Annotated in this window: 23 protein-coding genes; 4 read left to right on the top strand and 19 right to left on the bottom strand. The window is 51.5% G+C overall.

The window, feature by feature from the left end:
• Positions 1 to 11: 11 nt before the first annotated feature.
• The 7 genes from HHL17_RS26260 to HHL17_RS26290 all read right to left on the bottom strand — a co-directional run bounded on the left by HHL17_RS26260 (position 12) and on the right by HHL17_RS26290 (position 6,202).
• Positions 12 to 983: a GSCFA domain-containing protein gene (locus HHL17_RS26260; RefSeq protein ID WP_169227811.1), complete on the bottom strand. Its 972-nt coding sequence runs from the start codon at positions 981 to 983 to the stop codon at positions 12 to 14.
• Positions 984 to 986: 3 nt separating this feature from the next.
• Entirely contained in the window at positions 987 to 1,835 is an 849-nt protein-coding gene (locus tag HHL17_RS26265; protein WP_169227812.1) for a hydroxymethylglutaryl-CoA lyase, read from the bottom strand.
• Positions 1,836 to 1,896: 61 nt separating this feature from the next.
• On the bottom strand, positions 1,897 to 2,712 hold the full coding sequence (rlmB, locus tag HHL17_RS26270; RefSeq protein ID WP_169227813.1) for a 23S rRNA (guanosine(2251)-2'-O)-methyltransferase RlmB: 816 nt from the start codon (positions 2,710 to 2,712) through the stop codon (positions 1,897 to 1,899).
• 25 nt (positions 2,713 to 2,737) lie between these two features.
• Entirely contained in the window at positions 2,738 to 3,298 is a 561-nt protein-coding gene (locus tag HHL17_RS26275) for an NUDIX domain-containing protein (RefSeq protein WP_169227814.1), read from the bottom strand.
• A gap of 26 nt (positions 3,299 to 3,324) precedes the next feature.
• Positions 3,325 to 3,765 (bottom strand): GNAT family N-acetyltransferase, encoded by a 441-nt coding sequence (locus HHL17_RS26280; protein ID WP_169227815.1) that lies wholly within the window; start codon positions 3,763 to 3,765, stop codon positions 3,325 to 3,327.
• A 120-nt stretch (positions 3,766 to 3,885) separates the two neighbouring features.
• Positions 3,886 to 4,797 (bottom strand): EamA family transporter, encoded by a 912-nt coding sequence (locus HHL17_RS26285; protein WP_169227816.1) that lies wholly within the window; start codon positions 4,795 to 4,797, stop codon positions 3,886 to 3,888.
• Positions 4,790 to 6,202: a pyridoxal phosphate-dependent decarboxylase family protein gene (locus tag HHL17_RS26290; RefSeq protein WP_169227817.1), complete on the bottom strand. Its 1,413-nt coding sequence runs from the start codon at positions 6,200 to 6,202 to the stop codon at positions 4,790 to 4,792. Before HHL17_RS26290 ends, HHL17_RS26285 begins: the two co-directional genes overlap by 8 nt.
• A 157-nt stretch (positions 6,203 to 6,359) precedes the next feature.
• On the opposite strand from HHL17_RS26290, the gene tnpA reads away from it, so the two are divergent.
• Positions 6,360 to 6,821, top strand: a complete 462-nt coding sequence (gene tnpA / locus HHL17_RS26295; protein WP_169227818.1) for an IS200/IS605 family transposase — start codon at positions 6,360 to 6,362, stop codon at positions 6,819 to 6,821.
• 361 nt (positions 6,822 to 7,182) lie between these two features.
• On the opposite strand, the gene HHL17_RS26300 is transcribed toward tnpA, so the two are convergent.
• The 5 genes from HHL17_RS26300 to HHL17_RS26320 all read right to left on the bottom strand — a co-directional run bounded on the left by HHL17_RS26300 (position 7,183) and on the right by HHL17_RS26320 (position 10,111).
• Positions 7,183 to 7,668 carry a methylated-DNA--[protein]-cysteine S-methyltransferase gene (locus tag HHL17_RS26300; protein ID WP_169227819.1) on the bottom strand — a complete coding sequence of 162 codons (486 nt, stop codon included), beginning with the start codon at positions 7,666 to 7,668 and terminating at the stop codon, positions 7,183 to 7,185.
• A 1-nt stretch (position 7,669) separates the two neighbouring features.
• The gene (locus HHL17_RS26305; RefSeq protein WP_169227820.1) at positions 7,670 to 8,581 is read right to left on the bottom strand and encodes a DNA-3-methyladenine glycosylase family protein; all 912 of its coding nucleotides are present in this window, start codon (positions 8,579 to 8,581) and stop codon (positions 7,670 to 7,672) included.
• Positions 8,582 to 8,704: 123 nt separating this feature from the next.
• Positions 8,705 to 9,055 carry a hypothetical protein gene (locus tag HHL17_RS26310; RefSeq protein ID WP_169227821.1) on the bottom strand — a complete coding sequence of 117 codons (351 nt, stop codon included), beginning with the start codon at positions 9,053 to 9,055 and terminating at the stop codon, positions 8,705 to 8,707.
• A gap of 249 nt (positions 9,056 to 9,304) precedes the next feature.
• Positions 9,305 to 9,742 carry a carboxymuconolactone decarboxylase family protein gene (locus tag HHL17_RS26315; RefSeq protein WP_169227822.1) on the bottom strand — a complete coding sequence of 146 codons (438 nt, stop codon included), beginning with the start codon at positions 9,740 to 9,742 and terminating at the stop codon, positions 9,305 to 9,307.
• 12 nt (positions 9,743 to 9,754) lie between these two features.
• On the bottom strand, positions 9,755 to 10,111 hold the full coding sequence (locus HHL17_RS26320) for a nuclear transport factor 2 family protein (protein ID WP_169227823.1): 357 nt from the start codon (positions 10,109 to 10,111) through the stop codon (positions 9,755 to 9,757).
• Between the two features lie 93 nt (positions 10,112 to 10,204).
• Here HHL17_RS26320 and HHL17_RS26325 point away from each other — a divergent pair, with 93 nt between their 5' ends.
• Both HHL17_RS26325 and HHL17_RS26330 read left to right on the top strand, forming a co-directional pair.
• Positions 10,205 to 11,644, top strand: a complete 1,440-nt coding sequence (locus HHL17_RS26325; protein ID WP_169227824.1) for an aminotransferase-like domain-containing protein — start codon at positions 10,205 to 10,207, stop codon at positions 11,642 to 11,644.
• A gap of 48 nt (positions 11,645 to 11,692) precedes the next feature.
• Entirely contained in the window at positions 11,693 to 13,123 is a 1,431-nt protein-coding gene (locus HHL17_RS26330; RefSeq protein ID WP_169227825.1) for an aminotransferase-like domain-containing protein, read from the top strand.
• 193 nt (positions 13,124 to 13,316) lie between these two features.
• On the opposite strand, the gene HHL17_RS26335 is transcribed toward HHL17_RS26330, so the two are convergent.
• The 3 genes from HHL17_RS26335 to HHL17_RS26345 all read right to left on the bottom strand — a co-directional run bounded on the left by HHL17_RS26335 (position 13,317) and on the right by HHL17_RS26345 (position 15,436).
• On the bottom strand, positions 13,317 to 14,078 hold the full coding sequence (locus tag HHL17_RS26335; RefSeq protein ID WP_169227826.1) for an SDR family oxidoreductase: 762 nt from the start codon (positions 14,076 to 14,078) through the stop codon (positions 13,317 to 13,319).
• A gap of 143 nt (positions 14,079 to 14,221) precedes the next feature.
• Positions 14,222 to 14,521: an ArsR/SmtB family transcription factor gene (locus HHL17_RS26340; RefSeq protein ID WP_317166613.1), complete on the bottom strand. Its 300-nt coding sequence runs from the start codon at positions 14,519 to 14,521 to the stop codon at positions 14,222 to 14,224.
• A gap of 36 nt (positions 14,522 to 14,557) precedes the next feature.
• Positions 14,558 to 15,436 (bottom strand): AraC family transcriptional regulator, encoded by an 879-nt coding sequence (locus HHL17_RS26345; protein WP_169227827.1) that lies wholly within the window; start codon positions 15,434 to 15,436, stop codon positions 14,558 to 14,560.
• Positions 15,437 to 15,524: 88 nt separating this feature from the next.
• Between HHL17_RS26345 and HHL17_RS26350 the strand changes: the two genes are divergently transcribed.
• On the top strand, positions 15,525 to 16,613 hold the full coding sequence (locus HHL17_RS26350) for an alkene reductase (RefSeq protein WP_169227828.1): 1,089 nt from the start codon (positions 15,525 to 15,527) through the stop codon (positions 16,611 to 16,613).
• A 77-nt stretch (positions 16,614 to 16,690) separates the two neighbouring features.
• Here HHL17_RS26350 and HHL17_RS26355 read toward each other — a convergent pair whose 3' ends face one another.
• Genes HHL17_RS26355 through HHL17_RS26370 form a run of 4 tightly spaced genes read right to left on the bottom strand, consistent with a single transcriptional unit; the run spans position 16,691 to position 22,710 of the window.
• Positions 16,691 to 17,245: a porin family protein gene (locus tag HHL17_RS26355; RefSeq protein ID WP_169227829.1), complete on the bottom strand. Its 555-nt coding sequence runs from the start codon at positions 17,243 to 17,245 to the stop codon at positions 16,691 to 16,693.
• A 4-nt stretch (positions 17,246 to 17,249) separates the two neighbouring features.
• Complete coding sequence (locus HHL17_RS26360; RefSeq protein WP_169227830.1) at positions 17,250 to 18,509, bottom strand: TolC family protein; 1,260 nt, start codon at positions 18,507 to 18,509, stop codon at positions 17,250 to 17,252.
• A gap of 5 nt (positions 18,510 to 18,514) precedes the next feature.
• Positions 18,515 to 21,595 (bottom strand): efflux RND transporter permease subunit, encoded by a 3,081-nt coding sequence (locus HHL17_RS26365; RefSeq protein WP_169227831.1) that lies wholly within the window; start codon positions 21,593 to 21,595, stop codon positions 18,515 to 18,517.
• 8 nt (positions 21,596 to 21,603) lie between these two features.
• Entirely contained in the window at positions 21,604 to 22,710 is a 1,107-nt protein-coding gene (locus tag HHL17_RS26370; RefSeq protein ID WP_169227832.1) for an efflux RND transporter periplasmic adaptor subunit, read from the bottom strand.
• Positions 22,711 to 23,199: the final 489 nt, after the last annotated feature.

A 23,199-nucleotide genomic window follows, 5' to 3' on the forward strand; every position in this document is an offset into this window, starting at 1 on the left:
TAAGAAAATAACTAAATAAAAAAATCGTGGAGGTCGTTGAGGCGCAGGTACGGGTGTGCCTGCATCAGCTGTTTCACTTTCGTGGCATACGTGCGGCGGAACTGCTGGTGCTGGCTGCTCTCCGGGTTAAACGGGCGGTGTTGCGCCGCCCTGTTGATCTCCGCAATGGTATGCAACAAGGGCTGGCTGCCGCTGTGGATGGCTGATTTCACCACATGGTCCCACACATAATTGACAGCCGTTTCATTAGGGTGTACCATGTCTTCCTTATAAAAACGGTAATCGCGCAGGTCATCGATCACCAGTTCATAAGCCGGGAAATACCAGAGGCGGGAAAATTTGTTGACCATATGATGCACAGCCTGCAGCAGTACCGCTTTACTGAGATTGTTTTCCACCACGCCATCGCGGACGTAACGCACCGGACTAACAGTGAAGAGTATATTTACTTTCCGGTTGCGGAAAAACAGCCGGTGCATCATATTATCGAGGGCTGTCACGATCTCTTCCACGGTCAGCAGTCTTTTATAAAAACTGGTTGCCGGCACTTTGTGGCAGTTGCCCACCAGGTGGCTCCCTTCTTTCAGAAAATAAGCGTGGGCAGAACCCAGCGTAAGCACCAGCCAGTCGGCCTGGTCCAGCGCCTGCATAGCCGCCTGCTGTTCAGCATTGATCTTTTCCAGCACCGCTTCCGGCGTAGTACCTGAAAAGCGGCTGTGGTGGTCCCAGCTGTGCCAGGTGTCCTGATGCAGGAAGAGGTCGTCCCGGGTGTACACTTTACCATCCAGGTAGGTGGTGAGTGCCCGTGTGAGGCTCAACGGGTTAAAGAGAATACCGTGTGGATTGAGGAGGGTATTAAAACGATGCTCCTGCAGTTTGGCCCCTATCTCTTCTGCGAAACAGGAGCCCATGAGCATGATCTTGTCAGTATATTGAATGCCCGGTTCTATGGTATCTACCGGGAAACCCAGGTGAAATTGCATGTATTAGTCTTTAAACACCACGTCTGCCAGCTGCTGGGCGGCCTGCAGGGCGGTCATATCGAGAGTCAGCGGCACCTGGCGCTGCTGACAGAACCAGATCATATTTTCTGTAGCCAGGTTGCCCACCAGTTCATCTTTTGCCATCGGGCATCCGCCAATTCCTTTGATAGCGCTGTCGAACCGCCGGCATCCCTGCTCCCAGGCGGCCTGTACTTTCTCTTCCCAGTTGTGCGGGGCCGAATGGAAATGCGCGCCAAATTCTACGCGGGGGTAAGCAGGAATCAGGTGCCGGAACAGGCTGGTGATCACTTCCGGATTGGCTACCCCTACGGTATCTGCCAGTGAGATGGTGGTGATTTCCATTCTTGCCAGTTCATCTACCCAGCGCAGTACAATCTCGGGGCTGTAAGGGTCCTCATAAGGATTACCAAAGCCCATAGAGATGTACACGACCAGCTCTTTGCCATTTTTAATGCAGAGTTCCTGCATGGTCTGTACCTGTTCCAGTGACTCAGCGATGGTTTTGTTGGTATTCCTGAGCTGGAATGTTTCGGAGACGGAGAACGGGAAGCCGAGGTAGTTGATTTCCTCATGGACCACCGCTTCTTCAGCGCCCCGTACATTCGCCACAATGGCCAGCAGTTTGCTGCGGCTGGCTGACAGGTCCAGCCGGGACAACACCTCGCGGGTGTCTGCCATCTGCGGAATAGCTTTGGGAGATACAAAACTGCCAAAGTCGAGGGTATCAAAACCAACTTTGAGCAGTGCCTGCAGGTAGTTTACCTTTTCTTCCGTGCTGATCATCCTGTGCCATCCCTGCATGGCATCACGCGGACATTCGATTAGTTTCATAGTCATTAGCGGTTACCAGCTACAAATTACGAATTTTACGCCAAGCGAAATCCGTCGTTTGTTATGGCTGTACTGTCCGCTGTTTCATGGCCTCATAGAGGATAATTCCCGCTGCCACGGACACATTGAACGATTCGAAATTACCCGCCATCGGTATACGGAACAACACATCGGATGCTTTGACAAGCGCAGGATATACGCCTTTATCTTCAGAACCCATGATCACGGCCACCGGCTCGCGGAGGTCGCAGTCGTAGAGTTTGATTTCTGTTTCCATTTCACTGGAGAGGATCTTGATACCATTGAGATGCAGGGTATCGATCGCTTTCAGGAGACTGTTCACCCGGCAGATCGCTATTTTTTCGAGTGCGCCGGCGGAGGATTTCATGGCTTCCTCATTGAGGGCTGCAATGCCTTTGTCGGGGATAATGATGGCCTGTGCGCCGCAACATACCGCGCTGCGGGCGATGGCGCCGATATTGCGGACATCCGTAATACCATCGAGGATAAGAAAGAGCGGTGTTTCTCCCTGTTCAATCACATGAGAGATCACATCCTGTAAATCGAGATAGCTAACCTGGCCGGTGAGGGCAATAACGCCCTGGTGATTGGCCTGGGTGAGGCCGTTGAGTTTCTCTACCGGCACTACATTGATGGGAATATTACCAGTAAGGGCCTTTTCTTTGATCTGAGGTATAATATCGCCGGTGGCGGAGCGCAGCATGTAGATGCGTTCTATCGGCTTGCCACTGTTGAGGGCTTCCATCACCGGTTGCCGGCCAATGATCAGTGATGACTGCTTCGGACGCGGGCTGGCAGGCCTTTTGGGACCGCCTGATCTTCTTTCACCTTTGAAAGCGTTAAATTTTCTTTCCATTTGCTGCAAAGAAACGCATTTTCTGTCAATCCAGCTCCCCTTCCAGCATCATCAGCTTTATTTTCTGGATAGCGACTACGGAGATGGAATCTGTGATATCGTAGTTTTTAACCATCTGATAGACTTCCTCAAACGGTATTTTTTTTACGAACAGCTCCTCGGTATCTTCCGGTTCTGCCTCCCTTTGCTCCAGCTCCCGCGCAAGGAACACCACGCCGGTTTCATCGGTCACGGAATTGGACACCGCCAGTTCACAGATCACATCCCAGCGATTGGCCACCAGGCCTGTTTCCTCCAGCAGCTCCCGCTTAGCTGTGTCCAGCGGATATTCTCCCAGCGGGCCGCCACCTTCCGGTATCTCCCAGCTGAATTTTTTCAGCGGGAAGCGGTATTGTCCCACGAGGTAAGTGTTCTGCTGGTCATCCAGTGCGATCACGCCGATCGCCAGGTTCTTGAAATGCACTACTCCATAGATACCCGGGCCACCGGCAGGATTTAACCCTTCATGGTGAATCACCTGAATCCATTTGTTGTCATATCTTACCTCGCTGGAATGTATCGTCCAGGGATTCTTTGTAATATCCATGCTGCAAAGAAAAGGAAAATCCCTTATCAGAGCGCCAGGTAAAAATAGAAGGAGTTGGTGTCTTTTTTAAAACCTTTGGATTGATAAAGTTTCTGCGCGCCGGTATTGGCAACATAGGTCTGTAGCATTACCCAGGCGGCATCTGTTTTCCGGCCATGCTCTATGGCAGCATCCACCAGTGCACCGCCGGCGCCTATGCCCCGATGCTCTTCCAGCACATACACATCGTTGAGCAGCCATCCCCGCTTCATGCCCAGAGAAGTAAATAATGGATACAACTGGGCAAAGCCCACGATCTCATCTTTTTCAAAGGCCACAAAAATAACACTGTCTTCCTGTTTGAATCTTTCGCTGATAAAGGCCAGCGCGCCTTTGAAATCAGGCGCCTGATCAAAGTAACTGCGGTATGCATCGAATAATACGGCGACTTCGTTAGTGTGCATGGCAGATGCCTGTACGACTTCCATAAGATCTGATTTATGTTTACGGGATCACGTACATTAAATTTAGCTCATTTCAGACAAAAAAAAGATGCTCATCCGGTAAAAACCGGGGCGAGCATCGGACTTAACTTCTACCTTAAATATTTATTGCAATTGTTTTTGTTTGTTTTTATTAACGGCATTATTTACAAGATACACGCCGCCGATCGTCACCAGGCTGCACACTCCCATGAGCCATGTCAGGCTCTCCCTCAGCAACACCCATCCCAACAGCACAGCCACGATGGGGTTGATATAAGCATACACCGATGCCAGCGATGGCGGCAGGTTGTTCAGCGTGAACACGTAGGCCGAATAACTGAGAATAGACCCTATCAGTATCAGGTACAACAGGCTTTCCCACAACTCTGCGGTGAAGCTCTCTGCGGAGAACTGTTGCCCCATAAACAAAGTAGCGATCAACAGCATCACAATACCGCTGAACAACATCTGAAAACCGGCACCGAAAAGATAGTTCACCCCCAGCGCCCACTTGGCGGTCAATACGGAGCCCAATGCCCAACAGATACAGGCGAATATGGACAACATAATACCGAAGCGGAAATCCGGATTCATGAGGCTTGACAGGTAATTATAAAAGATGCCCGCCACTCCTGCAAAGCCCAGTAGCATCCCGACCAGCAGCTGTATGCTGATACGGGTCTTCTTCACCAGGAAATAGCTGAAGATGGTGATCCAGATAGGCACCGTAGCACTGATTACCGCACCCAATCCGCTGGGAATATACTGCATGGCCCAGGTCATGAGGCCGTTGCTCCCCACCAGCATCAGCAAGCCCATCACAAAGAGTTTGGACAATACCATTTTTTCAGGCAGCTTATACCCCTTCAGGAGGAAAAAACCAGTGAGCAGAAAACCGGCAGTGCCCTGCCTGATACCCGCCAGCATAATTCCGTGAATATGCCTGACGCCGATCCGTGAAGCCAGATAGGTGGTCCCCCAAAAGATACTTACAATAGCCAATGCGATATACGCATTGGTGCTTGGTTTACGCATATTTATGTAGATTCAAAACAGTAGCAACAACTTCTTTCATGGTCTGATAGGCCAGCTGTACATCGTTGGCCGTAGTACGCCAGTTCACCAGTGCGGCGCGGATGCCCGGCTGACCGGCATAAACGGTGCGTGTCATACACACTACGCCGGTAGCATTCAGCGCTTGCAGGAACCGGTTTACCACCTCTTCCTGTTCATCCGCCTGCACATTCAGCGTAAAACATACCACACACATTCTTACCGGTGCCAACAGGCGGAAGGCCGGATGTTTCTCCAACAGATCGCCCAGCTGTTGCGCCAAAGCCACGTTCTCTTCCACGATATGCCGGTAGCCATCCTTACCGTAGGCCATCAGCGAAAACCATGCTGGAAGAGCACGCAGCCGGCGCGAGTTTTCCGGTATATGATTAATGAAATTGAAATTTTCCGCAGGGTCGCCCAGGTAAGCGGCGCCCGCATTCTGAAACACTTCCACCTGTAATCCCGGATGCCGGGAGAAAATCATCGCAGCATCGTAAGGAACGTTCAGCCACTTATGTGCATCGATGGTGATGGAGTCTGCCTGTTCCCAGCCGTTCAGCAGATGCCGGTAATGATCGCTGCAAGCGGCAAATCCGCCGAAGGCAGCATCTACGTGCAACCAGAAAGGATATTGTTTTTTCAGTTCCACGATGGCGGCGATATCGTCAAAATCCACGGTGTTCACCGTCCCTGCGCTGGCCACATAAATAACCGGTTGCCCTTTGCGCGATTCCAGGTAGGTACGTAAAGCATCGATGTCCACACTTTCCCGTCCAGGCAATGCCGGTATTTTTACCACATTATCACGGCCCAGGCCCAGCATGGCCATGGATTTGGTAACACTGGAATGCGGCACACAGGAAACAACCTGTAAATCCTGTAATCCGGCCATGCCCTGTTTGCCGATATCAATACCCCGTTGTTGCCCGAGCCATTGCCGGCCCAGCGCCAGACCTGTGAAATTGGCCATGGTGGCGCCGGTGACAAAACAACCCAGGAATGCGTCCGGCAAACCAAACAGCTGTTTCAGCAAAGCAATGGTTTCTGTTTCTATGGCAAAAGCAGCAGAGCCTTTATCAGATGAATTCAAATCCATGGTAGCCGCCAGCCAGTCGCCCATCAGCGCCGCCGGAGTTACGCCCCCTGTCACAAAGCCCCAGTACCGGGGGCCCGCAGCAGCAGTGATGGCATTGCCATATTGCTGCCGGAACAGTTCCAGCGCGGCCACACCGCCTACGCCTTCTGCCGGCATCGACTGCTTCACCGGTATGTCAACCGTCTTGTCCGCCGCCAGCCGGTCCAGTGAGGATAAAAATTTACTACTGAATTCTTTGGTCAACTGTAACAGGCGGTCCGTATGTTTTAAATCTTCCTGAAGCTTCATTATATAGGCGGTTTAAACGGGAGTGGATAGATTCAACTTTTTCAAGCCTCAAAATTGCGCATAAAAAAGATCTGAAAACAGATTCAGTTTTGTGTTTTTTGAGCATATCAGATTTTGCGGGAAGGAAATGACATATATTCATACAAATAATACCCCAATGAGCCATTGTTTTACCCAATTGCACCTGCAAATTGTATTTGCAGTGAAATATCGCGTCGCACTGATTGATAACAGCATCAAGCCAGACCTGTATAAGTATATGGCAGGCGTTATTAACAACAGATCACATACCTGTCTTATTATCAATGGCATGCCTGATCATGTGCATATACTTATCCGCATAAATCCTGCAGAGTCAATTTCTTCACTCATACAGGCAATTAAAGGCAGTTCCTCACGATGGATCAATGGTCATCATTCTTCCTCCAAATCATTTCGGTGGCAAGAGGGATATGGAGTCTTTTCTTATTCTCTGTCACATATTCCGGCAGTAACCCGATATATCGAAAATCAGGAGAAGCACCATCAACAACTATCATTTCAGGACGAGTACAAAACAATGCTGGATAAATACAAGATATCTCTTGATGCTCCCGATTTATTTAGGCCATTACTTTGATTCCTGATTTGCTGGAGGTCATTCGTGATGGAACGAGGTGTGGGGAGATCCCCATTACAGGTTCCCAGGGCTGAAGCCCTGGGCTAAGATGTTATTCAGTTTCTTTCAAATGACGGGTTCATTCGTTCATATGGATGAATATCTATTTTGCACAAATAACAGCATTCCCAATTTGGATGGAATGGATTTAATCTCATCATTAGCAAGGACTGGCATCCAAAATTTCCAAGGCTAGTGTTGCAACCTACAATGTTATTCTGCATAAATGATGGCACACACCATTCGAAAGAAACTGAATAACATCTTAGCCCAGGGCTTCAGCCCTGGGTTCGGGTTCAGGTTCGATTCCGGAACGAATCATTTACATCAGCCCCGAAAACAAATCCAGCCGCTCATGTTCCAGCAGCCAGCGTTTGCGCCATAATCCGCCGGCATAGCCTACCAGCATACCATTAGCGCCGATCACACGATGACAGGGCACGATGATGGCCAGTTGATTTTTACCATTGGTGGTACCTACTGCCCGGATACTTTTAGGATTACCGATACGGTGCGCCAGTTGCAGATAGGAGATCGTTTGACCAAAAGGGATACGTGTCAGCTGTTCCCATACTGTTTGTTGAAAATCAGTACCGGGTTGCTGAATGGGTAATTCAAATACTTTGCGGTCGCCGGCAAAGTATTCATGCAGCTGCTGTGCACAGTCGAGCAACAGGTGCGGGGGCTGAGGGAAAGCGGTTTCAGGTTCTTCTGTAAAGTTAACGGCTTGTATATATTCATCGGTGCCACTAATCAGCAGCGGCCCAACGGGAGTATCTATACGAAGATGTGCTAATGCTGGTTCCATATCAAACATTTAATGGGGGTAATAAAGAGCGCCACAGATAAAAGATGGCGTATGCCGCATGTTGCTGCCAGGGCCGGGCATATTCCTCCAGCTGCGCCATCGACGGTTTTGCTGGTAACTGTAACCGTTGCCGGATAGCGTTTTGCAGTCCTACATCCTCGAGCAGTACCGCTTGCGGGAAACGGCTGTATTTCATCAGCGTATAGTTGGCTGACCAGTTGCCAATCCCTTTCAGTGCCACCAGGCGGTCACGCGCAGCGGCGTAGTCCAGCGTGGCCATCACTTGCTCCGACAATTGCCCGCTGGCCATGACTTTAGCCGTCTCAACAAGGTACAATGCTTTACTGCGGGAAAACTGCATCGGGGTCAGCGCTTCGGATGATAATGAAGCGATAACAGCAGGATGTGGGTAAAGATAATAATCTGTTCCGTCAACCACTTCATGATAACCAAAATGCTGAATAAAACGTTGCCTTAAGGTATAGGCGAAGGAGAGGTTGATCTGCTGACCGATGATAGGCCAGGTAATGGCTTCAAACAAATCGGGCATACCTACCAGTCGCAGGCCGCGGTATTCAGCCGCCAGCCCGCGCAGCAACGGGTCTGTTTGTGTGTAATCATAGAAATCACGCAGATCAGCGTCCAGATGCAGCCAACGGGTAACAAAATCCTGTATGTCTTTCTCTGGGAAAACAGTATCAACAGGCGCCAGTACAGTCGCTTCAAGATAAGCAATGTCATCACCGGGAGCAATCTCGACCACGACAGGCTCTCCCCCTGCCAGCAACATCCTGCGCAACTTTCCGTCAACGATATAATGTAAGCACTCTTTGTCGGACCTACCCAGGAAATGCAGGCATTCCTGAAAAGAGAAGTTGGCAGGGTCATTCACCGGGATCTTTATCTTTTGCATGGTCATAAACAAAAGTACATAAACAGCCAGAAGCAACAAGCCCGTTTCTTGCGGACTTTGTTAAGACGGTACAGGCGGTGAGTACCTGTACTGCCCTTGCCATTGTTCTTCCGGCCACTCGCCTTATTGTACAGGAGAGCCGGTTAAGGAGGCCAACTCGCGGTCAGCCGCATACAAAGTCATCGAATTGCCATCCAGTGCGTATCGGTCGGCGATATACAACACCTGGACAAACCGCATGTAAAAATCTCCCAGATATATGCGAGGAAAAACAACATTAAATCTGATGTTGTTCTCGCCCATAAGGTCTACAAATCCTCTTAGAGGAATGTTCATTACTGTACCCGTCAGTTCATTGGACGGTGAAATGACGAAATTGGGCATGGGGCCGCCTTCAGGATCAGCTGCCTCCGGCATGCTCTTAAGGGTCCACATAGTGTCGTAGATGACTGCCTGGGCTACTTTTGTTGCCATAAGTAACAAATTTTAAAGGTGAATAATGAAAGATGAAATACACGAGGTAATTAGGGTGTTATCCGGGTTTAGCAGTAGGGTTGTAATAAGTCCGTTCATCGGAGGGTTTAATTCCGGAGAGCTGTGTAGTTGTGCCTGTTCAATTAAGGGTTTTCGGTCGCCGGCATATTTCGGTAACCGGTCATTTCTTTAACAAGAAAAAATGGATTTTGTTGCTATCGTGAAAAAATCCAAAAAAGACGAAAACAGCTACTGCGGCAGTGTCCGGGAGGTAACGACAATACGGTTCCAGGCGTTGATCACCACAATGGCCATGGTTACAACAGCCACCTCTTCTTTTGTGAAGACAGCCGTAGCGGTGGAAAATACCTCATCCGGCACGTGCGTATCGGCTAGCAGCGTTACTGATTCTGTGAGCGCCAGCGCGGCGCGCTCCTTCTCCGTGAAGAAAGGCGCCTCCCGCCATGCATTCAGGCAATAGATGCGTTGCTCTGTTTCTCCGGCGGCACGCGCATCACGCGTATGCATATTGATACAAAATGCACAGCTGTTGATCTGAGACGCCCTTATCTTGATCAGTGCATATAATGTCTTATCGATACCGCTTTTTCTAAGTGCCTCTTCCATTCCCAGCATCGCCTGAAAGCCTGCGGGGAAAAGCTTTGAAATGTCCATTCTGGGCTCCATGCCAAATTTGATTTACGCGTGATAAAAAAACTGCTCGCGGATGACTTTACCGTCTTTCACTTCATACACGATGATCTCGTTACGAGAGCGGCGGCCAATACCTTTTACCGTCAGTTCTGAATGAAACTGTACCGCAAAGTATCCTTCAGCCACCACCGGATCAGAGATCTCCAGCAGGTGAATGATTTCGATGTTGTCAAGAAATGCCTTCTCTTTGGCCATAATGGCCGCCCGCCCCGTGGTAACACGGCCGTCGGCCTCTATGTTAAGACAGTCTTCGTGTAACAGTGTCTCCTGCGCTTCCAGGAACTTCCATTCCCGGCAAAGGGAGACCAACTGTTGAGCTAATGTGTGGATAGTAGTGTTCATAAGCAATGATTAGCACAAAATAATCACAAAAACAGATACCAGAACAGACACAGAATTGCTTACTTTTAACCATAACAGATTTTATTTCGGGAGATGAATAACAGGAAAGATTTTTTATACCAGCAGCTGGCTGACAAGATCGAAACCATGATCATCAACGGCACTTATAGTACCGGCGACAAGCTGCCGTCAGTACGCAGCCTGCATGCAGAACATGGCATCAGTATCAGTACTGCCCTGCAGGTATACGTGCACCTGGAAAGAAAAGGCTGGGTGGAAGCGCGGGAGAAATCGGGCTACTATGTCAGCTACTCCCGGCAGCAGCTGCCGCAACTGCCTGAGATATCCGCCCCATCGCGCACCGCCGCGCTGGTGAAAGTCAGCGAGCGGGTATCACTGGTACGCCATACCGTAGCGATCAAAGGCATCGTGTCCCTGATAGGCGCGTCGCCACATATCAGCCTGCTGCCGGTGGCCAAACTCAACAAAGCGTTACGACAGGCGGCCCGCGAAGAGAAAAATGCGTATATCCCTTACGGTGATATTGACGGTCACCTGCCGCTGCGCCGGCATATTGCACGGTTATCCCTGGCATGGGGCGGCAGCGTGGCAGCGGAAGACATCACCGTCACCAATGGCGCCATCGAAGCGGCCACCATCTGCCTGCGTGCCGTGGCCAAAGCCGGCGATACCATCGCCATTGAATCGCCGACGTTCGTGGGACTGCTGCAGTCCATCGAGAACCTGGGCATGAAAGCGCTCGAAATCCCCACCGACCCGGTCACCGGCATCTGCCTGGAGCAACTGGAAACAACGTTCCGGAAACGGAAAGTAGCAGCCTGCCTCATCATCAGCAACTACAACAATCCGCTGGGCAGTTGTATGCCGGACCATCACAAACAACAACTGGCGCGCCTGATAGAACAATACCAGGTACCCCTTATCGAAGATGATGCCTACGGCGATCTGCACTTCAATGCGGAGCGGCCGCGTACCATCAAAAGTTATGACCGTACCGACCTGGTACTGTACTGTTCCTCTTTCTCCAAAAGCATCGCCGCCGGCCTGCGGATAGGCTGGATCATCAACCGGCGGTACCATGAACAACTGGCACGGCTGAAATTCATGTCTTCCGCCAGTACGGGGCTGTTACCTCAACTGGTGCTGACGCGGTTCCTGGACCAGCAGCGGATGGACCTCCACCTGAAACCGCTGCGGCAGGCACTCCGTACGCAACAGGCACAGATCAGTCGCGCCATACAACAATATTTCCCCGCTGACACCCGGCTCACCCGCCCCGAAGGTGGTCTTAGCCTGTGGGTGGTGCTGCCGCCGAAAGTTGATGGCTGGGAGGTGCACCGCAGAGCCCTTCAGCAGCAAATTGCCTTTACGCCCGGCAGCCTGTTCTCCAGCCAGCAGCAGTACAACAACTGCCTGCGGCTGTCCAATGCCAATCCCTTTGATGATGACCAGCATTGGGCCATACAAACGCTCGGTAAACTGATACGTCAGCAACTGGACGGCCGCCGATAAATATCAGATTACATTTTGTACTTTTGAAGCATATCAGATTTCAGGATTATGATCAAGACTGCCGACCATCTGTATCTGCAGGTAGCAGATAAAATAGAACAGATGATAGAAAAAGACGTCATGAAAATGGGGGAAAAACTACCCTCAGTGCGCATGCTCAGCAAACAACAGGGCATCAGCCTGACGACAGCCTTTCAGGCTTACTATCACCTGGAAGGGAAGGGACTGATAGAATCACGTCCCAAATCGGGTTATTATATCTGCCGCAACGCCCGTCGCATGGCGCCGATGCCCGGCACCTGCGCGCCTGTACGAAAACCTGCCAGCGATGTGACCGTCAGTGACATGGTGATGGAGGTGTTCAGCCATATCACCAACGACAACATCCTGAAATTCTCTGTGGCCACACTGCCGGTCAGTGTGCTACCTTCCGCCAAAATGGCCAAGGCGGTGGTCCATGCGCTGCGCGAACAAGAGGCTGGCGGCATCGGGTATGAACCGTTGCAGGGCAATGAACTGCTCCGTGGCCAGATCGCCCGGCTGTCGCTCGGATGGGGCGAAGTATTCACTGCCGATGATGTGGTGACGACCCACGGCTGCATGGATGCGCTCACGCTCTGTCTCACCGCCACCACACAACCCGGCGATACCATCGCCCTGGAAAGCCCTTCTTATTATGGTGCGCTGCAACTGGCCGAAGGTCTCGGCCTCAAAGTACTGGAAGTGCCTACTAATCCCATCACCGGCGTAGACCTCGATTATCTCGACAAAGCCATTCCGCGGCATAAGATCAAAGCCTGCCTGTTCGTGACCAATTTCAACAACCCGCTCGGCTGCTGCATGCCCGATCAACACAAACAGGAACTGGTAAAAATCGTGGAGAAATACGATATCGCGCTGATTGAAGACGATATTTACGGCGATCTTTATTTTGGCAAACAACGGCCACTTACCTGCAAAACTTTCGACAAACAAGGCAACGTGCTGCTGTGCAATTCCCTGTCAAAGTCAGTGGCGCCGGGCTACCGCGTTGGCTGGACCATGCCCGGCAAATACAAGGATAAAGTGCTGCGCATGAAACATCACCATGCGATTTCCTGCACATCGCTGACACATGCGGCGGCAGGACATTTCCTGGAGATCGGCCGTTATGATTTCCATCTGCGCAACCTGCGTAAGATGTTACATACACAAAGTCTCCGTTATGCGCAGGCCATCTGTGAATATTTCCCGGAAAGCACCCGCGTAACGCGCCCGCAGGGCGGTTGTGTGTTGTGGGTGGAACTGGAAGACCACATCAATACATTTGAACTGTTCCAGCAAACACTCAAACACAAGATCGCCTTCTGCCCCGGCCGCCTCTTTTCATTGCAGAACCGGTACAACAACTGTATGCGCATCAGCTATGGAAATCCGTGGAGCAAACAGGTGGAAGAAGGATTAAAGACGATCGGTAAACTGATCCATAAAATGCAATAGGGCTAAAAAGATGCTGCCGGACACTGGTGTGAAACACTAACACAACCAGCGCCCGGCAAGCAAAATATTTGGGAATTATACATTCAATGGCAACCAAATCATTTTGTTATTTTGTTATTTAGATATTTGGGTATTTATGGACTGCCACGTAAGCAGCTATCCTAAATAACTAAATATCTAAATAACAAAATGATTAATTGATTCCCGGATGGACCATAAGGCCACCATCTATGGTATATTCTCCGCCGGTTATAAACCTTGCTTCGTCAGATACGAGGAAGGACACCAGACTGGCCACTTCTGTTGCCTCTCCCAATCTTCCCAGCGGAATACTGGCCGTCATTTTATCTCTGATAGCGCCGGCCTCTTCATGGCTGACACCAATTTTTTCGATCAGGGGCGTATCAATAGGCCCTGCATTTACTACATTGACTGTTATTTTACGAGGCGCCAGCTCTCTGGCCAGTGTTCTGGCCGTAGCGTTGAGCGCCGCTTTACTGGCTGCCAGCACCGTGGTGCCCGGCATGCCTGCGTAGGCGTTAATGGCGGATAGAAAAACTATACTGCCACCATCATTCAGCAAAGGGAGTAACTGTTGCGCAGTAAAAAAGGCCCCTTTGAAATTGATGTCGATGATTTCGTCAAACATCTCCGGAGTTACCCCTTCAAAAGGAGCAAACTTCGCGATGCCAGCGTTGATAAACAGGATGTCTACCTTGCCATAACGACTACGCGCGTACTCTGCCAGTTTCTTTGAGTCCTCCAGCTTAGACTGGTCTGCTGTTATTCCTTCCGCCGGAAAACCGAGTGCATGTACGGCCCGTTGCACCGCACCCGGATTCCGACCGGTGATCAATACCTTCGCTCCTTTCGCCAAAAATTCAGTTGCTGTTGCATATCCGATGCCACTGTTACCTCCCGTGATAATAGCGGTCTTGTTCCTAAGCTGGTCCATGCTAATGGTTCTTGTAATTGATTTATTTAAAAGTATCAATGTTTCCCGGTAAAAAAATAGAGATGCCCGTCTCTATTCATCTTATCGGATATTTATTTATTTAAAACTATCGATGTTTTAGCCGATAAAAAAAGCTGTTTTGATCAGCTTAATTGTAAAAAGAACAATGATAATTGTTTCATCATCTCCTTGTTGATCGTCAACTCCACAATACGTCCGTTTTTGATGGAGTTCAACACACCACTGTCAACCAATATCTTCACGTGATGCGAAACAGTAGGCTGCGACAAGGAACAAAGACAACAAACATCACCGCATACTATGCTGCCCTTTTGGGCTATTTCCATAATAATTGATAATCTGTGTTTATCGGCTATGGCATTTGCTGCTTTTTCTATAATTCCCACATCCATGACACAAAAGTAATGCTTTTTTTGAAACATCGAAATTTTTCAATGAATTTTTTTTTCGGGAGATGACTACATAGCTGTGCCTGCTTTTTCCGCGAGTTTGTTCCGTCGGTACATCGCCGGACTTATACCATAATATTTCCGGAACAGCCGGCTCAGGTGACTTTCATCGGTAAAACCCAGTTCATCGGCTATCTCCCCGATCGTAAGACCGCTGTTTTCTATCCGCAATTGCACCAGTTTCAGCTTATAACTGATAATAAACTGCTGGATGCTCTCCCCCGTCTGTTTCTTGAAAAACTCGCCTATATAATTTACAGACAGGTTGAACTTCGCGGCCAACGCTTCCAGTTTCAGCTGATCAGGATAATAGATATGCTGACGGATATGCGCGATCATCCGGCCGATCAGCGGCTCCGTTCCTTCTGTCCCCGCCATCTCCACTTCTTCCGACACATTGCGGGCAATGATATTCAGCAACAGCGCCACATACAATTGCAAATTGGCTTCGTAATACGGTGGCCGGTGCTGGTATTCTTGCACCATATTCCGGATCAGCGCCGTGATCATCTTGCAATCATCCGTATGCTTGATCAACACCGGCTCATGCCGGTTATGCTGAAAGAAAACATACTCCAGTTGTTTGAGCCACTCGCAGATGCGCCGGCGCTCTTCGCTGGAATGCTGTTTCTCCAAGAAGTTGCCAGAAAACCGCACCGACGTAAAACGGGTGGGTTTTGTGACTTCAAAGCCTCTGCAATCGCGGGGCGTAAACAGGATCACGCTGCCCGGCTTGTACGGAAAGCGGTTCTGGTTCACCACACGGGTGCCTTCGCCTTCCCATATATGGATGATCTCAAAAAAATAATAAACCAGCGGGCGTGATTCCCACTCGCTCATATCTGCCTCAAACAATTCAAAAGGCATATGCAGGTTTCTCTCTCCCATAGCCTCCAAAATTACAACAGAATCCCCGGATTGTACCGACGGCACCGATAAAGGCGCCGCTACTTTTGCAATAGCAAAGTAAAAAATCATGAAACTACTGGAACCAATAGCCACGCCGGTCCTTTCGCTGGCCAACCGGATTGTGATGGCCCCTATGAGCAGAAGAAGGGTGGAAAACGAAGGCGTGCCCAGCGAGCTGCTGGCCCGCTACTACGCGCAGCGCGCCAGCGCCGGCCTTATCATTGCCGAAAGCACTGTTATCAGTCGCAATGGCATGGGCATCTCCCTGCTTCCCGGCATCTACAGCAAAGAACAGGTCGCCGGCTGGAAAAGAGTCACCGATGCTGTACATCAGCAGGGCGGTAAAATATTCATACAGCTGGTGCACTCCGGCCGCATTGGCCACACGCTGAACATCCCCGGAGGATTGTCGCCGGTAGGCCCTTCCGCCATTGCCGCAGCAGGCACTATCTCCACGCCGGCAGGCACACAAACATTGCCGGTGCCGGAGGCATTGTCCGCCGAAGCGGTGGAAGAGATGTACCATCTTCATATGCAGGCTACCCGTAATGCCCTGGCAGCAGGCTTTGACGGCGTAGAGCTGCACGCAGCCCACGGTTACCTGATGGAGCAGTTTATTCATCCTGCGGCCAATCAACGCACCGACCAATACGGCGGCAGCATTGAAAACCGCTGCCGGCTGCCGTTACGCATCCTGGAAGGCATGGTGGCCATCGCCGGCGCCGACCGTGTGGGAATACGCTTTTCGCCTTTCGCTTCATTGAACGGCCTGTCGCCTTACGAAGAAGAAACCGCTACCTACTGCTACCTGGCCACCAAGCTGGATAAGCTGAAAATCCGCTTCATCCATCTCTCTGATCAGTCCACCAACGGCCACCCGCCTATACCTCCGGCGTTTACTGCTTTACTGCGTGAGCAGTTTCACCAGTGGCTCATTCTTGCCGGTGGGTATAACACTGATACCGCATTGGACGCACTGCAACAGTTCAGCGCCGACCTCATTGCCTTCGGCAGGCCGTTCATCTCCAATCCGGACCTGGTGGCCCGCATCGCGCAACAACAACCCTTTGCACCGGCAGATAAATCCACTTTCTACGAAGGTGGCGCCAAGGGGCTCATCGACTACCCTTTCATGGCTGCCTGCGCTACTACCTAGGCTGACTATAGGCTTGCGTTGCCCTTAACCGGCCACGCAAGCCTATATACCCAACCAATAACCGCTCCTATCAGACCTTAGAACAAGACATAGCCCAGCGTAAACGCCACGTACTGCCGGTGTGCCTTTAACTGGTCCTTCGTTCCCGCATTTTCCCCCAGTGGCGCAAATCCCTGTACATACCTGACTTCTGCGCTGACCCGCTTACGAAACGTATATCCGGCCCCGATAGTAAACCCCAAGTCATTTTTGGTAGCGTAACCTTTGTCCATAGTGCCGTTCCCGTAGTTATCGGAGCGCAGCAAAATGCCCATATACGGCCCCGCAAACACTTCCAGGTTGTACTTCCGGTAAGCGATGCTCACGGGAAACAAGTCCAGCCGCGATTCACTTTTCCGAATAGCCAGGAAGGCATCATGTTTTAAAGCGATAGATTTCCCCAAAGGTGACAGTGCGCTCAATCCCGCCATCCATCCGGATGTGGCGTAACCAGATATACTGTCTTTTGCAGCACCGTATACCCGTGGCAGTTGTACACCGGCTTTCACTTGCAGGGAGAAAGACGGCAGCTCCTGCGCCATTGCGCCCGACATCACCAAAAGCAACAAAAAGATACCTGCTGTTATTTTCATACAATCAGAATTGAATATCCCACACCGCAGCAGCCCTTTCCAGTTCTACCAGCGCGGAAGCGTGACGATAAATGGTTTCATAATATTGTTGTTGCACATCGTTATAGGTCCGCTGTGCATTGAGCACTTCTAGCAAAGAGGTTTCTCCCCGCTGATAGCTGTAGCGGCGGCCTTCCAGCACCTTTTTAGCTTCTTCGAGCAGCCCATTGTCAAACTGTTGCCGCTGCCGGCCGGCGCCGAGGTAGCTGAACCAGGCCGTCGTTACTTCCGTCTGCACCTGCAACAACGTTTGCCGGTACACCATTTCCTGTTGCCGTACGCCGGCATTGGCAGCGAGGAGGTCTCCCCTGTTGCGGTTAGAGAACTTCAGCGGCAGACTGACACCTGCTGATACGGTGTTCATCGATGGCGTAGGTGCGACCACGTTAGTCACTACCGCCGCGTTATTGACACCGAGGGTCAGTCCCAGGTCTATCATCCTGGCCGCCTTCGCCAGCTGCAACGTTTTCACCGATACATCTTTCTGCCGCAGCGCCGCCAGCAAGTCCGCCCTCTCCTCCTGCGCACGGGTGACCAGCTCCGGCAACGAGAAACTCCGTTCAAAGCGGCCCATGTCGCCAACAGGATTTGACAGTGTATCGCCACGGTAGGCGCCCATGAGCTCATGCAATTGCACCAGTGCCGTTTTCATTTCAGCAGCCACGCCAAACGCTTCATTGAGCAGCATCCCCGCTTCCACGCGCGACTGCCGTGCGTCTGCCTCGGGTATCAGGCCTGCTTTGAAACGGATACTGTCCGCCTGCGCCAGCTGCAGCATATACTGATACGCCTCCATCTTAATATCGTATACCCGTTGCTGTTGCATCGCGTTTAAAAACGCCAGCGTAGCATCTGCCCGCAGATTGCGGAAGTAGTCTTCCAGCAGGTAACGGGCCACCTCCTGCTCACTCTTGGCCAGGCCTATCCGTGCATGTCTTTTGCCACCCAGCTCCAGCGTATAGCCAATGCTACTGCTGAAACCATATCCCTGCTGCATCCGGCGCTGACCATTGTCAAACACGCCGGCGCTGATTTCCGGATCAGGAAAGACTTTCGCCATCAGCACATTGGCGGCCGCCACGTCCATATTGAACTTCTCTGCGGCATATCCCAGGTTGTGCTGTCTGACGCCGGACAGATAAGCGGTAAAGTCCAGCTGTTTTTCCTGCGCGGCGGCAATGCCGCTATATAAAAGCCATAAAAACAACAGCCCTCTTGTCTTCATAAAAATCAATTTGTTTCGTTAACACCTTTTCTCTCTGCCAGGTAATAAAGCGCTGGCAGAGCAAACAGCGTGATCAGCGTGGAACACAGCAGTCCATATACAATCACGGTGGCCAGCGGCCTTTGCACATCGGAACCGATGCCAGTAGCCAGTGATGCGGGCAACAGGCCCAGCATGGCCACCGTAGCAGTCATCAATACCGGCCGGAAACGGTCTTTCGCAGCCTGTATCACTGCCGCTTTCAGGGAAGGCAGCTCTCCGCGCAACTGGTTCATCTGCGATACCATCAGTACCCCGTTCTGGATAGCCACGCCAAACAACGCGATGAAACCCACTGCGGATGATACGTTGAGCGTCATGCCCCGCACGTTCAGCGCCAGCATACCACCGAATAACGCTAACGGCACTACGGTAAGGATCAACGCCGCCTGGCGGGCCACACCAAATGCGGCATACAGCCAGATAAACATCAGCCCCAGCGCTACCGGCACAATAATCGCCAGCCGGCTGTAAGCACGGTTCCTGTTCTCAAACTGTCCTCCCCACGCTATGGTGATATTGTCTTTGTTGTATTTCACCTGCTGATCTATCCGCTGTTGAGCGGCACGCAGGAAAGTGGTCAAGTCAGTACCACGTAGGTTCAGCCGCACGGTCAGGTGCCGGCGTCCCATCTCCCGTGTGATGGTACTTTCGCCGGTGGCCAGCTGTACTTTGGCCACTTGCGACAATGGTATCTTCACACCATCGCCATTGGTGAGCATCAGGTTACCAATCTTTTCTGGTGTATTACGGGCGTCTTCCTGGTAACGGCAGCTGATATCGTACACCCTGTCGCCGGAGAATATCTGCCCTACGGCTTTTCCGCCGATAGCCACTTCTATCAGTTCCGCTACATCGCTGATGTTCAATCCATAGCGGGCAATAGCGGCCCTGTCGACCTGTATCTGCAGCTGTGGCAACGGCGGTTCCTGATCAATGGCCAGGTCGGCAGCCCCCGGTACAGTGGCCAGGGCATCCATTACGGCTTCGGCTGTACGCCGTGTTTCCCGGAAATCTTTACCATATACTTTCACCACCAGTTCACTATGTGCACCGGCTATTTTGTCCATCACCCCATCAATCATCGGCTGACTGAAGCCCACTGAATATCCCGGCATGCCTGCATAGTCCGCCGCCAGCTCCTTGATCAGGTCCTGCTTGGTTTTGCCGGAAGGCCAGTCTTTGTACGGCAGCAAGCCGATGGAACATTCATAGTGCGACGGAGTGAAGGGATCGGTGCCATCATCATTGCGTCCGGTCTGCGTCATCATATAAGTCACCTCCGGATGCCGCAATGTCCGTTGCCGCAGAGTGTCGGCCATTTCGCGGGCTTTGGCCAGCGATACGCCTGGCGGCAGCTGTACCTGCAACCAGATAGAACCTTCGTCGAGCGGCGGCAGGAAGTCCTTGCCCACAGTAACACTTAGTACTACGGCGGCGGCCAATATCAGCGCCAGTGGCGCCCATATCTGCCGCGGGCGGTCCATTACTCGCTCCATCTTTTGCTGATAAAGGTTTGTTAGTTTTTCCAGCCAGCGGTTATGATACAACTTCTGCGGCTTACGGTAAAGCATATACGCCATACCCGGGATCAGCAGCAGGGCCACGGCCAGCGCGCCCAGCAACGCGTATCCTACGGTGAAAGCCATCGGGGTGAAAAGTTTCTTCTCCACCCGCTCAAAAGCAAACAAAGGCAGATAAGCGGTGATGATGATCAGCGTGGCGAAAAATACCGGTCGTGCCACCGACCGTGCCTTCTGCGCGAAACTTCTTTCCTCCAGCATCTCCATGGGATGATCTTCCCGTTGCCGTAGCATCGTTTCCGTCATCACAATGGCGCCATCCACGATGATACCAAAGTCCACCGCGCCAAGCGATAACAGGTTGGCCGGTATATGTGTAAAATGCATCAGGATAAAAGCAAACAATAAACTCAGCGGAATGGTCACTGCCACCAGTAGCGCTGCGCGCCAGCTGCCCAGGAAAACAATGAGCACCAGCAACACCAGCCCCATTCCCTCCAGCAGTGTATGCGTGACCGTATTCAGCGTTGTATTCACCAGCGCGGTACGATCAAGGAAGGTGTGGATTTTCACGCCTGGCGGCAGACCACCGTTGTTCAACTCCTCCACTGCTTTATGTACCCCATCCAGCACTTTGGAAGGGTTCTGTCCTTTGAGCAGCAGCACAATCCCTTCAATGCTTTCGCTATAGTGGCGTTGATGATCGGTAAAACCCAATACGCCTTTACGTTCGAGATTGCCATAACGCAGTTTCCCGATGTCCTGCAAAAAGAGGGGCACGCCCGGCTGCGACTGTATCACCGTTTTGCCGATATCATCCAGCGATTTCATGAGGCCGATGCCGCGCACCACATAACCCAGGTCGCCGCGTTCCAGCACACTACCGCCACTATTACTGTTATTATTGTTGATGGCTTCAGTGATGGTATGCAGTGGCAAATGGTACTGTTCCATCTTCTGCGGGTCCAGCTCCACCTGGTATTGTGTGGTGATACCACCGAAGTTGGTCACATCGGCCACACCAGTCACTTGTTTGATACGGGGAATGATGACCCAGTTTTGCAGGTCTGTCAACGTCCGCAGGTCCACCTGGTCACTTTCAATGATGTAGCGGTAAATCTCCCCAATGGGCGATGTCAGCGGGTCCAGCCCCGGCTGGGCGCCATAGGGCAGGGTTACATCGCCCAGCCGTTCTTTGATGCGCTGCCGCGCCCAGTAATCGTCCACCCCATCTTCAAAAACGATGGTGATCATAGAGAGGCCGAAGGTGGAGCGGGAGCGCATCACATGCATGCCCGGCATACCGTTGAGCGCCCGTTCCAGTGGTATCGTGATTTGTTGTTCCACTTCTTCCGCTGCCAGTCCGGGTACCTGCGTCACCACCTGGGAAGTAACATCGGCGATATCCGGATAAGCTTCCACCGACAGTTGTTGCCAGCTGTACCAGCCGCCGGCGGCGAGTAAGGCGAATAGCGTAGCCATCAGCCAACGTTTTTGTATAGCTGTATCGATCAGTTGTTTCATAAAGCCGCTTATTTTACTGCTGAGAGATAGTAGGCACCTTCGCCTATAATTTTATCGCCGGGCTGCAGGCCACTGCGGACGACCACCTGCTGACCGGCAGTTTCACCGGTAATGACTTTGCGGCGCACATAGGTCCCCGGCCGCACTTCTGCCAGTACATAACTGTAGTCGTTGTCCTGCAACACCGCCCGGGCGGGAACAGTCACCACTTTCTCCGGCGCATCTTTAAAGTTGACACTCGCATACATGCCCGGTTTCAGCTGATGCGCAGGGTTATTACATAACATCAGCACATCTGCCGCGCGGGTGTTTTCATCAATAGTACGCCCCACATGAAAGACCGTTCCGGTAAAAGTGGTATCGGGCAAAGCCGCCACCTGCATCTGTACTGCATCGCCTTCATGCATAAACCGCAGGTCTTTTTCCTTTACCTGCCCGGCTATCCATACCTGCGCCAGTTGAGCCACCACGGCCACCGGGCCTTCTTCGTTCTTCAGGAACTGGCCCATGACCAGTTTATTGCTGATCACCTCTCCCGCGATAGGAGCCCTGACAATCAGCGGTTCACCGAGTACCTGCTGTTGCGGGTTGACATTAAACACTTTCAGTGCAGCAGCCGCATTCTCCAGCTCCTGCCGTTGTACCGCCAGGTTGGTGTTAGCTTCTTCCAGATCGCGGGCAGCGCCTACACCGTGCTGGTGGAGGTCCTGCTGCCGGCGCTGTGCCAGCACCGCCTGTTGGCATAATTGATTCGCCTGGAACCAGGCTTTCTGTGCCGCATAAAAATCCGGGGAGGAAATAGCGAACAAAGGTGCGCCCGCATTCACTTTCTCACCCAAACGCACATACGATTTTACCACCCTGCCGGCAAAGGGCGCTGCTATTTCCGCGTAGTTATTAGGAATGGCTTTTACAATACCAGCCGTCAATAGTTGCAGCTGGTAAGGCTTTTCCGTTACCGTCAGCAAGTGTAGTTTGGCCGACAAAGGAGCCGTGGCGGGTACCACCACTGTATCTCCCCTGTTCTCCCATGTTACCGTTTCTTTTTCTTTCTCCGGATGATGACAGGACGCAGCCATCAATACCGCGCCGCAAGCTGCAGTAAACCTTTTCATGACGATCTGTTTTTCGTGTATCTGTTACAGTAAGCGCGGCAAAAGTACATACCGCGGGCAAAGACGGCCGTTAGAGATGGTTTAGAATGTTATTAGAAATTCATTAGATGTGGAAATGTAATGGGGGGATTTATATCCTTTAAACACGATTTTCCGCGAACCCGTGCCCCGGAACCCATGAAACCCATGGAACCCATGGAACCCAGGGCTGAAGCCCTGGGCTAAGTTGTTTGTCAGGTATCTCAATGAATAAGGTGCTAAAGTGAAGCAATAACCCTAAAGTCTTATGACCCGGGGATAATCCTGATTCACGGGACTATAGCTCCAGGCTATACTTGGGTGAATATCCCGGTTAATGAAAAGCTATGACAAAGAAATAGCCTGAATAACAACTTAGCCCAGGGCTTCAGCCCTGGGATCCTAAAATGCGTATTCCATGGAAATCCAAATGCGCAATCCCGGGACAATCCCAATATGCGTTAATTCATC

It is taken from the genome of Chitinophaga fulva, assembly GCF_012927205.1.
Taxonomy (GTDB): Bacteria; Bacteroidota; Bacteroidia; order Chitinophagales; family Chitinophagaceae; genus Chitinophaga; species Chitinophaga fulva.

Coding starts and splice junctions, on each gene's coding strand:
- HHL17_RS26260 (WP_169227811.1), bottom strand. CDS start 983: ATGCAATTTCACCTGGGTTTCCCGGTAGATACCATAGAACCGGGCATT.
- HHL17_RS26265 (WP_169227812.1), bottom strand. CDS start 1,835: ATGAAACTAATCGAATGTCCGCGTGATGCCATGCAGGGATGGCACAGG.
- rlmB (WP_169227813.1), bottom strand. CDS start 2,712: ATGGAAAGAAAATTTAACGCTTTCAAAGGTGAAAGAAGATCAGGCGGT.
- HHL17_RS26275 (WP_169227814.1), bottom strand. CDS start 3,298: ATGGATATTACAAAGAATCCCTGGACGATACATTCCAGCGAGGTAAGA.
- HHL17_RS26280 (WP_169227815.1), bottom strand. CDS start 3,765: ATGGAAGTCGTACAGGCATCTGCCATGCACACTAACGAAGTCGCCGTA.
- HHL17_RS26285 (WP_169227816.1), bottom strand. CDS start 4,797: ATGCGTAAACCAAGCACCAATGCGTATATCGCATTGGCTATTGTAAGT.
- HHL17_RS26290 (WP_169227817.1), bottom strand. CDS start 6,202: ATGAAGCTTCAGGAAGATTTAAAACATACGGACCGCCTGTTACAGTTG.
- tnpA (WP_169227818.1), top strand. CDS start 6,360: ATGAGCCATTGTTTTACCCAATTGCACCTGCAAATTGTATTTGCAGTG.
- HHL17_RS26300 (WP_169227819.1), bottom strand. CDS start 7,668: ATGGAACCAGCATTAGCACATCTTCGTATAGATACTCCCGTTGGGCCG.
- HHL17_RS26305 (WP_169227820.1), bottom strand. CDS start 8,581: ATGCAAAAGATAAAGATCCCGGTGAATGACCCTGCCAACTTCTCTTTT.
- HHL17_RS26310 (WP_169227821.1), bottom strand. CDS start 9,055: ATGGCAACAAAAGTAGCCCAGGCAGTCATCTACGACACTATGTGGACC.
- HHL17_RS26315 (WP_169227822.1), bottom strand. CDS start 9,742: ATGGAGCCCAGAATGGACATTTCAAAGCTTTTCCCCGCAGGCTTTCAG.
- HHL17_RS26320 (WP_169227823.1), bottom strand. CDS start 10,111: ATGAACACTACTATCCACACATTAGCTCAACAGTTGGTCTCCCTTTGC.
- HHL17_RS26325 (WP_169227824.1), top strand. CDS start 10,205: ATGAATAACAGGAAAGATTTTTTATACCAGCAGCTGGCTGACAAGATC.
- HHL17_RS26330 (WP_169227825.1), top strand. CDS start 11,693: ATGATCAAGACTGCCGACCATCTGTATCTGCAGGTAGCAGATAAAATA.
- HHL17_RS26335 (WP_169227826.1), bottom strand. CDS start 14,078: ATGGACCAGCTTAGGAACAAGACCGCTATTATCACGGGAGGTAACAGT.
- HHL17_RS26340 (WP_317166613.1), bottom strand. CDS start 14,521: ATGTTTCAAAAAAAGCATTACTTTTGTGTCATGGATGTGGGAATTATA.
- HHL17_RS26345 (WP_169227827.1), bottom strand. CDS start 15,436: ATGGGAGAGAGAAACCTGCATATGCCTTTTGAATTGTTTGAGGCAGAT.
- HHL17_RS26350 (WP_169227828.1), top strand. CDS start 15,525: ATGAAACTACTGGAACCAATAGCCACGCCGGTCCTTTCGCTGGCCAAC.
- HHL17_RS26355 (WP_169227829.1), bottom strand. CDS start 17,245: ATGAAAATAACAGCAGGTATCTTTTTGTTGCTTTTGGTGATGTCGGGC.
- HHL17_RS26360 (WP_169227830.1), bottom strand. CDS start 18,509: ATGAAGACAAGAGGGCTGTTGTTTTTATGGCTTTTATATAGCGGCATT.
- HHL17_RS26365 (WP_169227831.1), bottom strand. CDS start 21,595: ATGAAACAACTGATCGATACAGCTATACAAAAACGTTGGCTGATGGCT.
- HHL17_RS26370 (WP_169227832.1), bottom strand. CDS start 22,710: ATGAAAAGGTTTACTGCAGCTTGCGGCGCGGTATTGATGGCTGCGTCC.